The organism is Vibrio sp. 10N.222.54.E6 (assembly GCF_041473955.1).
Taxonomy (GTDB): Bacteria; Pseudomonadota; Gammaproteobacteria; order Enterobacterales; family Vibrionaceae; genus Vibrio; species Vibrio tasmaniensis_A.
In genome coordinates, this window is record NZ_JBFRTD010000013.1 from 156,154 (window position 1) to 168,514 (window position 12,361).

The window sequence follows — 12,361 nt, forward strand, 5'->3', positions numbered from 1 at the left end:
GATGAATAGATGAATAGATGGGTTCAATACACAGGCGTTTACTTGGTTTCAAAAAACAGAAACCTCATACCATGGTCGGTCTTTTTTAACATACAGCCAAAAAACTAAGAGTATCAATCCCAAATAATACTCACTGTAATCGATTTTTAAGCCAAGAATGACGCTCTGACTGCTTATTTCTATTGTGCCAGACTTTAACAATATTGAAGTGAGGAAGCTCAAAAGGTAAGGGGACCTGCTTAAAGTCTCTAAATAACGTTTCTGACAAGCGAGAAGGCATAGTCACTATGATATTTGTATCTTTAATTAAAGACGCTATCGCCCCAAAACTAGGCGCACTAGCCACGATTTTTCTCTTCACGCCTCGTTTTTTAAGTATTGTGTCTATCTCGGTTTGGTGAGAATGCTCAAAAGACATGATGGCGTGAGGTTTGGAGCAATATTGCTCTATCGTTGTTGGCGGTGTTTGCTTTTGAGGATTGAAAAAACAGACCTCTTGGTCAGAAAACAACTTAGTTTGAATTAAATCCGACTCGTTACTCGTTAGTTCTGGTGACAAAACAAAATCTACATCGCCAGACCGAAGTAATGAAGCCCACTGAAGTTGAGTTCTGGCTGGAGCTATGTGCAACGAGCTCATCGGCGCTGCTTTCTGAAAATCATGAAACATAGGTTTTATAACGGTTTCTATTTCATAGTCGTTAGCTGCGATGGAAAAAACTTTATCATCTATTAGTGGGTTGTATTGTTGTGAGCTTGCGAAAGCTTGCATCGATATTACGATTTCTCTGGCCTTTTCAATAAGTTCTCCCGCCTTTGGCGTAGGCGCGATGCCTCTTCCTGAAGTGACAAACAATTCATCTTTTACTATTTTGCGCAGTTGGTTAAGCCCATGGCTAACTGTTGATTGAGTAACCCCCATACTATCCGCTGCCTTTGTTACTGATTGGTGTTCGTAAACGCTAATAAACATGCGAAGTAGTCGTCCATCCAACGTAGAGTAATCGAAAGTATTCATAGGTAACATTCAACTTATGCAGTGTATTAATAATATAGGTTGTAACATACTCTTTCTCGATAAAACAGAACCAAAGATTGACTCACCGGAATGAACGATATTTTCGAGTTAATCGTGAATAAAGAATTCCAGTTTATAGAGGTATTTTATGCCCAGTTTTACTCCCCAATTACCAATTGCGTATGGTAATCACCAAGAAGCAATATCTTCTCCGAGGTTAAAAGGTTGGCATGCACATATTTATTTTAACGAACTTACCGAGCAAACGGCTCAAAGGGTAATTAACGATATAGCATTAGAAATTACAGATCTCAGACAAGGCCAACTGCATCGAAAATTGGTTGGCCCTCATCCCTGTTGGAGCTGTCAGCTTTACTTTAAACCACATTTATTAAGTGACGTAGTCACTTGGTTGACGTTCAACCGAAAAGGTTTAACGATACTTTTTCACCCCATCAGTGGAAATGATTTGTTAGATCATAAAGATAGAGTTTTTTGGATGGGAGATGTCAAAGACCTAAATCTAGAGAATCTATAAAGCCCCAAATTTGTATCGATGATGAAAACAATGAAAAACATTAGACATAAATGTATTGGCCGTACTTTCCAATACAAAAAACGTTTTAATTTATGTTCTACAAAATGGAAGGAATTATGTTCGAAATTAAGTCGTTAAATTGACTTTATAATCCAACAGGATGGGTTTATTGGAATGGGTGGGATTAATGGGAATGCTTGAGAAGATTGATCAACAATGGCTAAAAAGTTTTCACTGTGTCTATGAGAATAATAGCTTTTCTCAGCTGCTTTTTTAGTTGTGCCATACGAATTATTAAAGATGATAGAAAAATGCCTGCCAAATTGGCAGGCATTTATTGATGCTAATTTGCTTTGGGTGCTTTGGGTGCTTTGGGTGCTTTGGAAGCTTCGTGTTGCTCAACCATGAACGCAACGGCTTCATCGTTTAGACAAGATTTACTGACGTATTGGCGCTGTTTTCCAATATGAAGGATAAAACCTAAATCGGTTTGTTCAAGTTGGTCGATGTCACGCCAAGCGATAGTATTGGTGGCTTTACGGTTTTTATAACTCACACCATCAGTATCCCCTGAAAAGACCACTTTGCTGCCAGCACCTGAGCTGATTTTTTGTCGCCATAACCACCAGGTTCTCTTGCAATATACACTGAACGCTTCAATCACACTCAAAACGATAAAAAACCAGCCTACGTAGCCACTAGGTAACAGTTCAAACTCCAATAGAACCCAACCAAAAATAAGAAACAAAAATGCCTTTAAATAGGCTTTTGGAAACTGAGTCGGAAGGCTAGTTTGGTCATAACACTCTGCGAAAAACGTTTTGTCGAGGGTGTATTCTGTGGTGAAACCGGGATCTTTAGGCATGTGTGGCTACTTTGTAGTTCTTTGTTGAGGCGCATTATATCGCTTCACGCTGGTTTGTCTTAGCGGTTTCAATCCTCTTTTGTAAATCAATAATACTGAATGCGTTTACTCGCATGATAGCTAAATTGTTACGCTGTAGCTAAGTGGTCGCCCCGCGACAAGCTGTCATGTCTCATAGCTATTTTAAGTAACCTTGTTGCTCCAGCCATTGTATTGCGCTTTAGATACCGACTTCATGCGACACCAACTTGGCGACCCCAGTCTTCCTATACTCACGGCTTTTCTTTTTTCGTTGTTGTAATTTTAACCCAAAGTAACAGCTGTTCTATACGTTTCTATATTAAATGAATGATGTTAGACCGCTTACTTTCTATCAGATGAAATGTTGTTCTTATAACAAATTACCCCGCAAGTGCGAGGTATTTAGAGGCTAGCGTATAATCAAATAGGGCTAGCCAATTAGTTTTCTGTTAATGGGTTTTCTTAGAAAAACTTCTTAATCGCTTTTTCAGCACAAGCGACATCTAAGTGGCCACCTGGAGCGCCACCCACACCAATCGCGCCTATCATGGCATTGTTCAGTTGTACCGGAACACCACCCGCCAGGAACAACAAGTTGTCGTCCATATTCTGCAAGGGTTGCATGATAGGTTTGTCGGCGATGAGTTTCATCAGGTTACCTGACGGCTGCTTCATGCTTGCCACTGTGAACGCTTTTTTGCGTGAGCTATCAAGAGTGTGGATGCCTGCGCCGTCAGAACGTAGTTGAGCAATCACATTGCCCGACAAGTCGACAACAGTCGCAGAAACCTTGTAGCCATCGGCTTCACATTGATTAACGGCTTCATGGGCAAGCTTGAAGGCCGCTTCTGATGATATTTGAGTGAAAGAGACCGTTTGTGTTTCTGCTGCCATTGCATTGTGAGAAAGGCTAAGGAAACCAAGGGTTGCTGCTAGTACTGTTAGGTTTGTCGTTTTCATGTTTACTCCGTTAAAGCATCTGTTTTCAAAAAGAATCTGTTTTCAAAAAATATTCGTTTTTCAAATTCCGAATTCTATTTTTTGTTTGTTTAGAAAGGGTGTTTTTAATCAACTGGTTCATACTAACGAATGCATGATTACGACTGGCTTTCTTGAACATTACAAAGTTGCAATGTTGGTTATATTCGAGAAAGGATATTGATAGAGTGTATTAAGACCACGGCAAATAAATAAACGGACGTTAATGAAAATACTATTGATTGAAGATGACATTCATATCGCGAGATTTTTGGTGAATGGTTTTCAGCAAGAAGGGATAACGGTGACACACGCAACAGATGGTGTTGATGGATTACACGAGGCCGTAACCGAAGAGTATGACGTGATCATTCTCGATATCATGTTGCCAAAGAAAGATGGGTTTGAAGTGTTGGCTGAACTCAGAGGGCAAGGCTACGCGACGCCCGTCATCATATTAAGTGCCAAACACTCAGTGGAAGAACGAGTGCAAGGGCTACAGTCAGGTGCTGATGATTATTTGGTAAAACCTTTTGCATTTCCTGAGTTATTGGCTCGTTGCCAAACCTTGGTGCGTCGAGGTAAGCAACCGACAACTCAGCCATTAGAATTGCATTACGGCCCGCTTAGCTTAGACCTACTTAAACACACGCTGCAAAGAGATCAACAAACGATCACCATTAATCAGCGCGAGTTTATGTTGATGAAATTACTGCTCGAAAACCGAGAGGCTGTGATGTCGAAAACGGCGATTCTTGAGCATGTTTGGGGGCATCAGTTTGATCCGCAAACCAACGTGGTCGATGTTTTGGTTTGTAGGCTTCGCAGCAAAGTTGATAAGGGTTTTTCTAAGCCGTTAATTCACACACTTCGAGGTGTTGGCTATGTCCTCAAGTCGTAGTATTGAACAGGCGCTTGCTAAAACGCAGAGACATTTGTTGGTTCGCTTTATGTCGACTTTACTGCTCTGCTTGCTGCTGGTGGAACTGATTGTTGGGGCGATCTTCTTTTTCGACCTTTACCAAACGGAAAAGAAGATCCTTACGTCTATGTCGACCGAGTATCAGCGTATTTTGACTTACGATTCGAGTGAGCGATTGATTCATGTTTTAGAGGCGAATCCTCATCGGCTACTCGAAAACAACATTGCGGCGTATAAGCTTGAGAAGGGCGCTTCATCTGATGGCGTGTTTATCGCTGGTGTTCAACATTTATCAACAGCACAGCCTTTTTCTAACTACCAAATTGATGACAATCGTTCATGGCTAGAGAGCTTCATCTTTAGTCCCTATATGTCGTTACCTATTGAAGGGGAGCAGTATGATTTCTGGTTGGTTTTGGATAACCGAGCAAGAGACTTTATCGCCTACAATCAATGGCTAATGACCTTATATGCGTTGCTTGCTCTCGTGGCTGTGACCGCAGTATTCACTCGTAACATCATCCAGAGTGCGATGTCTCCGTTAGTGACCTTTGGCGACCTGCTCGATAAGCTGAAAAAAGGGCAGTTAGAATTTCCTAGCACTAAAAATGAAGCCGAATCTGATTTAGCGCAAGGGCTCAACGTGATCAGCTCTAGTGTCCATACTGCGGTTGCCAAGTTACAGCACGTGACGACAACCTTGAATACGACCGTCGATGCGATCGCTCATGATATTCGAACTCCTTTGTCGCGTATTACGTTAGCCTCCCAAACGGCATTGCTCAATAACGCCGACCAACAAGCGATGAAAGACGCATTGGCAGATTGTTCTGAACACGCCATGCAGGCAAGCAATATGTTAACCGCCTTGATGAAGTTGAACGACGAGCTGACCGGAAAGCGCATACCACAGAAAGTGCCGACTCAGGTCTCTGACGTGATTAGCAATGTGGTGAGCTGGTATGAAGATGTTGCAGAGGACAAACGAATCGAGCTGGTGGTTGAGAGCGCTGATGGTCTTGCGATTCAGTCAGACCCTGATAAGTTGACTCAGGTGTTGGTTAATCTTGTTGATAACGCGATTAAGTACACCGAGCCCGAAGGAAGAGTGACGGTCAAAGCGGAGCAAAGCACCGAAGGTAAGGTCGAGATAAGTATCCAGGACACCGGTGTGGGCATTGAACAGAAATATCAGGACTTGATTTTTGACCGACTTTACCGAGTCGACAGCAGCCGCAGCAATATCGAGGGGTATGGTCTTGGATTATCTTTAGCGCTTGCCATGGTCGAGAATCTAGAAGGAACGCTAGTCGTTGAATCTGAATTGGGTGTGGGAAGTACTTTTACTCTTTCGTTGTAACAACGATTTATATCGTCACTTCGTCTTTGAAATTTCAACTCTTACGCACAAAGAATGCCCCGCACTAGTGGGGCATTCTTGTTTTGGGGAAGGGAGGTTCTCCATGAACAGGTTCGGGAGGTAGAGTAACCTGCGCCAACCCTATTGGCTGCTTGTAGCTTGTAGCTTTTGACCTTAGCTATCGATCCAGTAAATCTTATTTTTCACATGATAGTTGTTGGCATATGCCAATAACTGGGCGTATGCTGAACTTCTGATCATCAATAACAGGAAGTTACTATGTTATACGCAATACCTTGTCGTGACCTTCATGTCGGCAACCATTTTGCCCGTTCTCCACAGATCGCGATTGTCGATGAGCAACAACAAATAAAGCATCTTATTCCTTTGGTTGAGTCAGACAGCCCGTGCAATAAGAAGAAGCAATGGATGTCCGTCGTTAAATCTTATGATGTGAAAGCTGTTGTGGTTCGTCACATCGGGAAGAAAATGCTGTCGCACTTGTTCAATCATGATGTTCGCGTTTTTACATCTAAAGGAAAAGCCGAAGTTACCACTCTGGATTTTAGCAATCTACAAGAAGTAACCGACCTCGATTATGGTCGCGAGTCGCGCAATATCGGGTGTAGCAATAAAACGTGCGGCGAGAAAGGGCACAAAAAACAAGCTTCGATTTTAATGGCACAGCCTAATCAGCTAGGCGCGATTCGAGGGTTCCGTAAATGACCTTTTTGTTGACGCTATTGGGGTTTGTCGGAGTCGTTACACTGATGGCGATAGGCGTGATTTTTTCGCGCAAGCCAATCAAAGGCAGTTGTGGAGGACTCGCACAGTTAGACATTGAGCGCGAATGCAATTGCAAGGATGTGTGTGAAGGGCAAAGCCGAAAGTTGTATCAGATCTCTGAGCCATCAAGCTAAGTATCGAGAATTCACTGTCGTTGAGCTAGCTAACGTTGGGCTAGTTCGCGAGTTAAGCGCTTTGAATCACCAACGCGTGACCGTTGACGATGCACTTGGCGACTTTGGCTCGTGCACGCTTGATGATGTTGCCGAACGTTTGGCGAGACACCTGCATTTGTTCAGCGGCTTCAAGTTGGCTCAATCCTTCTTGATCAGCTAAGCGTAAGGCTTCTAACTCTTCTAATAGCAATTCTTCTTTATGAAGCTCGTCCATAGGAACGCCATTAGGCTTAAAACAAGAGTAAGCCGCTCGGGTGCATAACTGGCGATGTTTTTTTGGTCGAGCCATATCAATCTCTAGGTATTTAAGGTTAAAAGGTAAGTATGAAGGTTTTTATTCCACACAACCATCGGCGTTGCCAAGTGTGCAGCCAAGGTTTTTTCGCAGACAGCCCCATTTGTTTTGAAGCCGTTGGCGAGCGCGAGACTTTAGTCAATCATAAAGCCTTGGCCAATCATGAAGCTTCAATTAAGAGTGAAGCTTTAGCTAAATATAAAACCAGGGCCAAGATTGTACCAACAGATAAAGCTGAGGGCTACGATGGCATTATGCAGGGTGGCATTGTCACCGCGTTACATGACAGTGCGATGTTGCATTGTTTGTTCCAAAATAACATCACTGCAATGACGGTGAGTTTGTCGTCTCGCTTTCACCATCCAATCGCCATTGGTCAGGAACTCGAAATTTGCGCTCAATGGGTGAAAAGCAGACGTAATCTTTATTTCCTCGAAAGCCAAATTACGCAGTGTGGGAAGTTATGTTCGTCGGCAAAGAGTCAGTTCATGTCAGCCCCGCCTAGATTTGATCTGAACTAGAAGCTTTGTTCTTTTTGAAGTATTTGAACGCTGTCCAGACGGCATAAGCCGAAACACCTACGATCAACGCTGAGCGAAGTAGAATAGGTGCATCATGCTCAAGTTGACTAACATGCGGCACAATACTAGCGAACAATCGACTGGTAAAAAGCAGCCCCATTACTAACATAACAATTTTATTCATGTGACCTGCCGTTCAATAGGGTACGTTGCACAGAAACAATTATGGGGTGGGTTACACGGCCAAAAAACTATTCTGCTCGAAATAAAATCATGCGCTTCTCAAGCTTGGTCGTCAACGCGATATCAGCTTAAAGCCAGTAAGCTAAAGTTTCGTTTTTGAAAGCGAGGGGGATTAAAAGTGAAGAGGGGATTGAAAGGGGGAAGAAGAGTGATGCGCTAGGGCTTGTTCTTCAAACTAAAATGCCACCGCAAATCTGCAGTGGCATTTGAATGACAACAAACCATCATGTAAATCTTTAATTACAGCTCGAATACAAACTAAAGCTCTAACAGTTTGGCTAATTCACGCTCTTCGAGAAGTTCTTCAATGCGTTGACGAGCCTTAGGCCCTTCTGCTTGCGCTTTGGTTGACTTGCCGGCTTTTTTACTGCGGCTCGTTTTTGTTTTTTCCTTAGTTGTCATCGGTAACCTTCCTTGTATTTTCTATCTTACAGGTTGCATGTCTCTTTTAGTACTTTACCTGCTTTAAATGCTGGTGTTTTTGACGCTGAGATTTGAATCTCTTCTCCAGTTCTTGGATTGCGACCAGTGCGAGCAGCGCGGCTATTCACTTTAAAGCTACCAAATCCAAGGATAGATACATCGTCGCCATTAGCAAGCGTAGTCGAGATGCCTTCAACGAGTGCATTGAGTGCTGTGCCTGCTTGCTCTTTTGAGATGTCAGCAGAAGTTGCGATGTGTTCAACTAATTGAGATTTGTTCATGTTTTAAATTCCTTGTCGAGTTCGTCTGGCGTTTGGTTTTTGCAAACTATTGGTTAAATATGACCAATATGAACTGAAGTTATGTCATTGCTAGGATTGAACTTTGTAAAGTAACAAACGAAGTTGATTATAAAAACATATCACGCCTCATTCAATGCAAATCATTGACTATTACTTGTTTTCGGCCAGTTATGGACAGTGAGTCATGAAAATGAACATCGTTTTGTTTAAATTAATTCATGATATCAATTGAAAGTTAATATTTTGCTGTATGTAGAACAGACAAAAAAGCCCAGCGTGTGTGCTGGGCTCATGCTTTTTTGAAGCAATCTGTTTTTTAAAGCAATCGAGTATTTGAAGCGGTTTTGTACTCGGAGCTAACGCAACGAAAATTATTTAGTAATAAAGATCTGTTCCGTTTTTAGCGAAGTCATCGAGCGAACTTGGCGCCAAATGTAGTAGAAGATACCTAACATCATCAACATACTTGGTATAGCGATGGCCGGGTAGCTGTAAAGTGTCAACTTACCCAATTCTTCATTAAAAGCTGCAGTACCTGCTGGGCTAGTCACAATCCAAGTCGCTAGAAAGTAGTTCATCGCAGAAGAAAATGCGAAGGTACTAGCGAATAGGTAGTTTGACTTCATTAGGCAACGATTAAACTCTGCTTGGTTACCAAACTCTCTTAAACGCTCTTCGATTAGAGATATGTTTAACAGTGCAGGCGTGAAGATAACTTTTTGGATAAACGGGTAGCGAGTGAAGGTTGAGCCAAGAACCGCTAAACCAATTAGGCCGGGTATTAATGCTTCTTTTAATGCTAACCAACGAGTATCAAGTTCGAAGAAGCCGATACCGCCGGTTAATAATACGCTGACAAAGCCAAGTGCCGCGATGAAGTTAAACTTCTTGTTGCGGACTAACTCCATACCACCGTAAGCAATAGGGAAGGCAAGCGCGACAAGTAGTGCTAAGCCAGTTCCTAGGTGTTCCTCTCCACTGAACTTCATTAAGATGAATGAAGGAAGAAAGACGTTAAATACGACTTCGAAAAGAGGACTCGATTTTTTGTTTTCTGTGCTGCTCATAATTTCTAAATACATTATGTTATGGATTTATTCTCAGGGATTGTTGTTTACCTCGCTCAAGATGTAAAGCCTTAAGACGTCATGCTGTGTAACGACATGTGACATCAACGACATCTCTGAACTTATAGAACGCGTAATTCAACACTTTCGTGTCTGAGTTCTCGACCAACTTGGGGCTTATGATGTGAAAGCAGTTGTTTGGTGAGTCAATTTATATGAACGCCATAGCTAAGCTTTCGCGTTTTTCTGCAGTGATCCACATTCATCAAGTTACCTAAGGCTGCAAAGGCATATCCATATAATTGGAAACATGTACGGCAAGTTGCTTGTGATATTTTAGTTATGTTATAACATAACTAAAATATCACTCTTACTGAGAATAACGTTCGTATCGGTAAGAGGAAAACAACAAGCATGTATCAAGGAGATGACGTAATGAATGCCGTGTTAACGAAACCTGTGACAACCGATAATAATCAGCCACTTAACATTGGTTCTGCTGCAAGTATCAAGGTTCATGCGAATCATGCTCCATGCTATAGCGCTTCTGAGCAGCCAACGGTGCTGGCAGACATCTATCAAAGCAATGTCAATATTGCGATTTGGCAGCGTACATTTGATGAAGATTTAACAATGGCAATCAGTGAATTTATCGCCTTGAATCCAAACTTCAGTAAATCTATGAGCCTGTCTCCAGACAACGCCTATGAGAAATTGGAGTTTGCTACCGACGAAACCGCATCTAAAGCACTACTAGAAAACATGGTAGAGCTGGTGGATATGTTCTGTTGTTTGTTTGATCTTGAAGAAGTAGGGCTCCGTTTAGCGGTTCTGAATAAAGCGATGTGTCCACGCTTCCATGTTGACCAAGTCCCTTGCCGTTTAGTGACTACCTATCATGGTGTTGCCACTCAATGGCTGCCAAACGACTTGGTCGACCGTACGAAGCTAGGAAGAGGGAGTAACGGAAAGCCAGATTCAGAGTCAGGCTTGTACAGTCATGAGTCGGATATCGAGCAACTTTCGAGTGGTGATGTGGCATTGCTTAAAGGGGAGCGATGGAGTGGCAACGAAAACGCGGGTCTGGTGCATTGCTCACCCGTAACTTCATTTAACGAGACGCGATTGTTGCTGACGTTAGATTTTGGTTAGTCGCGCTCTATTCGCGAGACGATTTTTAGAAGTCGTCGGCTTACCCCTTTTGTACATCCGGTTTTATACTCGTCAAACCTATTAATTTACGCCAACACTGTCAGCATAATGATGAGCAGCGCCGCTAAAGCTAGTACGCCTAACGCACGCCATTGAGAAACAAACGCAACACTGCCATTAAGTTCGATTTTTGTTTGGAAGCCAGTGACCATTGCCCAAGTTAATGGTTTTGAGCGTAATTTATAGAACAAAACGGCAAGGACGTGTACCGCAATCAGAGTTGGAAGTACTTTTATCATAGTGAGGTGAATGTTTTCTAATAGTGAAAATACGGAGTCATTCAACCAGATATTTGCATAGGGTAAGTGATCAAGAAGCCCTGCTAAGGCTAAACCAGAAACACACTGAATAGTTAAAGCTGATAACAGTGTAACAACCATCCAACCGCCAGCAGGATTATGGCCTGGCTTTTCTTTTTCTTTTCCTAATAAATAACGAACTACTGACTTAGGTGATCGTAAAAACTGTCTGAACCGGCTCGTTTCGCTACCCACCCAACCCCAGACCAATCGCCAAACGATTAATGTCATAAGTGCTAGCCCAAGTTGAACGTGGGGTCCATTACCTGAAATGCCCGATGCCATTAACCCCATGAAAAGCGCCGCTTGCGTCCAATGGTATAGGCGAGTTGATAGATCCCAAATCTTCATAGTTTCACTCTCTCTTTTGTTTATTTAATCTCTGTTCGCTTTATAGTAATTTACACAGCAATAGTTGCAATTGCAACTATTGCTGTGTAAATTGACTTTATCAAGGAAACACAGGCATCAAAGAAACACAGACATCAGAGCAAAACGGAACACCGAAACGAATCATCGATGTCTGTATCGAAACCAGACAACAAAAGCTATATGAAGCGAGGAGAGATCAATATGAACAAGAGAATGATTCACAAGAGATTGGTGAGCCTACTGTGCACTACAACCGTTTTACTTAGTACCCACGCTTGGGCATCACAAGATCATTCGAACCAAATTGAACAGCGCCAATACGCATTTACACAAGTTGAAACCTTGATTGAGCAAGCCAAAGACTTATTAGATGGCAACGATACGAGTTGGCAGGTATTAGAAGAAACGAGTTTAGAGTTAACAGCTCATAGCGAATTGTTACTGACGTCATTTCCGGTGGGCAGCCAAGAGGGAAGTAAAGCTAAAGAGAGTGTGTGGAGTGAGCCTGAAAAATTCGAACGACTACTAAGTCAAATGAATCAAGGGTTCCAAGAACTCTATCAAGGTAGCCAACAAGGTGATGTATCACTGGCGGAATCAGGATTAGAAGCAGCGCAGGCGACTTGCAAAAGTTGCCATCGTTCATATCGCTCACGTTGGTAATAACATTCAGTCCGCTCAATTAACTAACTAACCCCATTTAACCAGTTAAAACTATTTAGCCAAAAAGGAACAAAATATGAAAATGAGTATGTTTATAACACTAGCCGTTTCAATCATGTTTTCTGCTTTAACAAACGCAGCAGACTATGCCGTTGCTCTAGGCTACGCTGATGTGAATGTTCAACATTTGGGCTACAAACTTTCTGTGACGAACAACTAGTAGTCGTTGGTTGTTGAGTTAGTATTGGGTAAGTGAAAATACAATAGCTGACAAAACTAATAGTTAGTAAAGTAATTAAA

At 42.3% G+C, this 12,361-nt stretch carries 18 protein-coding genes; 9 read left to right on the plus strand and 9 right to left on the minus strand.

The window, feature by feature from the left end:
- Nucleotides 1–130 precede the first annotated feature (130 nt).
- Nucleotides 131–973: a LysR family transcriptional regulator gene (locus tag AB4513_RS08445; protein WP_102258565.1), complete on the minus strand. Its 843-nt coding sequence runs from the start codon at nucleotides 971–973 to the stop codon at nucleotides 131–133.
- A 193-nt stretch (nucleotides 974–1,166) separates the two neighbouring features.
- On the opposite strand from AB4513_RS08445, the gene AB4513_RS08450 reads away from it, so the two are divergent.
- Nucleotides 1,167–1,556: a DOPA 4,5-dioxygenase family protein gene (locus AB4513_RS08450; RefSeq protein WP_102258564.1), complete on the plus strand. Its 390-nt coding sequence runs from the start codon at nucleotides 1,167–1,169 to the stop codon at nucleotides 1,554–1,556.
- A gap of 343 nt (nucleotides 1,557–1,899) precedes the next feature.
- Here AB4513_RS08450 and AB4513_RS08455 read toward each other — a convergent pair whose 3' ends face one another.
- Together AB4513_RS08455 and AB4513_RS08460 are read right to left on the minus strand one after the other, a co-directional pair.
- On the minus strand, nucleotides 1,900–2,421 hold the full coding sequence (locus AB4513_RS08455; protein ID WP_102258563.1) for a YcxB family protein: 522 nt from the start codon (nucleotides 2,419–2,421) through the stop codon (nucleotides 1,900–1,902).
- Between the two features lie 483 nt (nucleotides 2,422–2,904).
- Entirely contained in the window at nucleotides 2,905–3,402 is a 498-nt protein-coding gene (locus tag AB4513_RS08460) for a heme-binding protein (protein ID WP_102258562.1), read from the minus strand.
- 244 nt (nucleotides 3,403–3,646) lie between these two features.
- Between AB4513_RS08460 and AB4513_RS08465 the strand changes: the two genes are divergently transcribed.
- The 4 genes from AB4513_RS08465 to nqrM all read left to right on the plus strand — a co-directional run bounded on the left by AB4513_RS08465 (nucleotide 3,647) and on the right by nqrM (nucleotide 6,622).
- Entirely contained in the window at nucleotides 3,647–4,321 is a 675-nt protein-coding gene (locus AB4513_RS08465) for a response regulator transcription factor (RefSeq protein WP_009846974.1), read from the plus strand.
- Nucleotides 4,305–5,702 (plus strand): HAMP domain-containing sensor histidine kinase, encoded by a 1,398-nt coding sequence (locus AB4513_RS08470; RefSeq protein WP_102258560.1) that lies wholly within the window; start codon nucleotides 4,305–4,307, stop codon nucleotides 5,700–5,702. Before AB4513_RS08465 ends, AB4513_RS08470 begins: the two co-directional genes overlap by 17 nt.
- Before the next feature lie 279 nt (nucleotides 5,703–5,981).
- Nucleotides 5,982–6,428, plus strand: coding sequence for a NifB/NifX family molybdenum-iron cluster-binding protein (locus tag AB4513_RS08475; protein ID WP_102258559.1), 447 nt, complete (start codon nucleotides 5,982–5,984; stop codon nucleotides 6,426–6,428).
- Nucleotides 6,425–6,622: a (Na+)-NQR maturation NqrM gene (nqrM, locus tag AB4513_RS08480; RefSeq protein ID WP_012604162.1), complete on the plus strand. Its 198-nt coding sequence runs from the start codon at nucleotides 6,425–6,427 to the stop codon at nucleotides 6,620–6,622. The genes AB4513_RS08475 and nqrM overlap by 4 nt, the downstream gene beginning before the upstream one ends.
- Nucleotides 6,623–6,674: 52 nt before the next feature.
- Here the strand turns inward: nqrM and AB4513_RS08485 are convergent, their stop codons facing one another.
- On the minus strand, nucleotides 6,675–6,953 hold the full coding sequence (locus AB4513_RS08485; RefSeq protein WP_004734814.1) for a DUF134 domain-containing protein: 279 nt from the start codon (nucleotides 6,951–6,953) through the stop codon (nucleotides 6,675–6,677).
- Between the two features lie 35 nt (nucleotides 6,954–6,988).
- On the opposite strand from AB4513_RS08485, the gene AB4513_RS08490 reads away from it, so the two are divergent.
- Nucleotides 6,989–7,480: a PaaI family thioesterase gene (locus tag AB4513_RS08490; RefSeq protein ID WP_102258558.1), complete on the plus strand. Its 492-nt coding sequence runs from the start codon at nucleotides 6,989–6,991 to the stop codon at nucleotides 7,478–7,480.
- Here the strand turns inward: AB4513_RS08490 and AB4513_RS08495 are convergent.
- From AB4513_RS08495 to AB4513_RS08510, 4 genes are all read right to left on the minus strand, one after another.
- Nucleotides 7,461–7,664: a hypothetical protein gene (locus tag AB4513_RS08495; RefSeq protein WP_012604160.1), complete on the minus strand. Its 204-nt coding sequence runs from the start codon at nucleotides 7,662–7,664 to the stop codon at nucleotides 7,461–7,463. The genes AB4513_RS08490 and AB4513_RS08495 overlap by 20 nt on opposite strands.
- Before the next feature lie 317 nt (nucleotides 7,665–7,981).
- The gene (locus AB4513_RS08500; protein WP_009846967.1) at nucleotides 7,982–8,125 is read right to left on the minus strand and encodes a hypothetical protein; all 144 of its coding nucleotides are present in this window, start codon (nucleotides 8,123–8,125) and stop codon (nucleotides 7,982–7,984) included.
- Between the two features lie 26 nt (nucleotides 8,126–8,151).
- Nucleotides 8,152–8,427: an HU family DNA-binding protein gene (locus AB4513_RS08505; protein ID WP_102258557.1), complete on the minus strand. Its 276-nt coding sequence runs from the start codon at nucleotides 8,425–8,427 to the stop codon at nucleotides 8,152–8,154.
- Nucleotides 8,428–8,819: 392 nt separating this feature from the next.
- On the minus strand, nucleotides 8,820–9,515 hold the full coding sequence (locus AB4513_RS08510) for a VC0807 family protein (protein WP_017096977.1): 696 nt from the start codon (nucleotides 9,513–9,515) through the stop codon (nucleotides 8,820–8,822).
- Between the two features lie 435 nt (nucleotides 9,516–9,950).
- Here AB4513_RS08510 and AB4513_RS08515 point away from each other — a divergent pair, with 435 nt between their 5' ends.
- On the plus strand, nucleotides 9,951–10,667 hold the full coding sequence (locus tag AB4513_RS08515) for a DUF1826 domain-containing protein (RefSeq protein ID WP_102258556.1): 717 nt from the start codon (nucleotides 9,951–9,953) through the stop codon (nucleotides 10,665–10,667).
- Between the two features lie 86 nt (nucleotides 10,668–10,753).
- Here the strand turns inward: AB4513_RS08515 and AB4513_RS08520 are convergent, their stop codons facing one another.
- On the minus strand, nucleotides 10,754–11,377 hold the full coding sequence (locus AB4513_RS08520; protein ID WP_102258555.1) for a cytochrome b/b6 domain-containing protein: 624 nt from the start codon (nucleotides 11,375–11,377) through the stop codon (nucleotides 10,754–10,756).
- A 168-nt stretch (nucleotides 11,378–11,545) separates the two neighbouring features.
- Between AB4513_RS08520 and AB4513_RS08525 the strand changes: the two genes are divergently transcribed.
- Both AB4513_RS08525 and AB4513_RS08530 read left to right on the plus strand, forming a co-directional pair.
- The gene (locus tag AB4513_RS08525; RefSeq protein WP_102258554.1) at nucleotides 11,546–12,061 is read left to right on the plus strand and encodes a cytochrome c; all 516 of its coding nucleotides are present in this window, start codon (nucleotides 11,546–11,548) and stop codon (nucleotides 12,059–12,061) included.
- A gap of 76 nt (nucleotides 12,062–12,137) precedes the next feature.
- Entirely contained in the window at nucleotides 12,138–12,281 is a 144-nt protein-coding gene (locus AB4513_RS08530) for a hypothetical protein (protein ID WP_009846961.1), read from the plus strand.
- Nucleotides 12,282–12,361 lie beyond the last annotated feature (80 nt).

Coding starts and splice junctions, on each gene's coding strand:
- AB4513_RS08525 (WP_102258554.1), top strand. CDS start 11,546: ATGTCTGTATCGAAACCAGACAACAAAAGCTATATGAAGCGAGGAGAG.
- AB4513_RS08485 (WP_004734814.1), bottom strand. CDS start 6,953: ATGGCTCGACCAAAAAAACATCGCCAGTTATGCACCCGAGCGGCTTAC.
- AB4513_RS08515 (WP_102258556.1), top strand. CDS start 9,951: ATGAATGCCGTGTTAACGAAACCTGTGACAACCGATAATAATCAGCCA.
- AB4513_RS08510 (WP_017096977.1), bottom strand. CDS start 9,515: ATGAGCAGCACAGAAAACAAAAAATCGAGTCCTCTTTTCGAAGTCGTA.
- AB4513_RS08465 (WP_009846974.1), top strand. CDS start 3,647: ATGAAAATACTATTGATTGAAGATGACATTCATATCGCGAGATTTTTG.
- AB4513_RS08450 (WP_102258564.1), top strand. CDS start 1,167: ATGCCCAGTTTTACTCCCCAATTACCAATTGCGTATGGTAATCACCAA.
- AB4513_RS08530 (WP_009846961.1), top strand. CDS start 12,138: ATGAAAATGAGTATGTTTATAACACTAGCCGTTTCAATCATGTTTTCT.
- AB4513_RS08490 (WP_102258558.1), top strand. CDS start 6,989: ATGAAGGTTTTTATTCCACACAACCATCGGCGTTGCCAAGTGTGCAGC.
- AB4513_RS08495 (WP_012604160.1), bottom strand. CDS start 7,664: ATGAATAAAATTGTTATGTTAGTAATGGGGCTGCTTTTTACCAGTCGA.
- AB4513_RS08455 (WP_102258563.1), bottom strand. CDS start 2,421: ATGCCTAAAGATCCCGGTTTCACCACAGAATACACCCTCGACAAAACG.
- AB4513_RS08520 (WP_102258555.1), bottom strand. CDS start 11,377: ATGAAGATTTGGGATCTATCAACTCGCCTATACCATTGGACGCAAGCG.
- AB4513_RS08460 (WP_102258562.1), bottom strand. CDS start 3,402: ATGAAAACGACAAACCTAACAGTACTAGCAGCAACCCTTGGTTTCCTT.
- AB4513_RS08475 (WP_102258559.1), top strand. CDS start 5,982: ATGTTATACGCAATACCTTGTCGTGACCTTCATGTCGGCAACCATTTT.
- AB4513_RS08500 (WP_009846967.1), bottom strand. CDS start 8,125: ATGACAACTAAGGAAAAAACAAAAACGAGCCGCAGTAAAAAAGCCGGC.
- AB4513_RS08470 (WP_102258560.1), top strand. CDS start 4,305: ATGTCCTCAAGTCGTAGTATTGAACAGGCGCTTGCTAAAACGCAGAGA.
- nqrM (WP_012604162.1), top strand. CDS start 6,425: ATGACCTTTTTGTTGACGCTATTGGGGTTTGTCGGAGTCGTTACACTG.
- AB4513_RS08505 (WP_102258557.1), bottom strand. CDS start 8,427: ATGAACAAATCTCAATTAGTTGAACACATCGCAACTTCTGCTGACATC.
- AB4513_RS08445 (WP_102258565.1), bottom strand. CDS start 973: ATGTTTATTAGCGTTTACGAACACCAATCAGTAACAAAGGCAGCGGAT.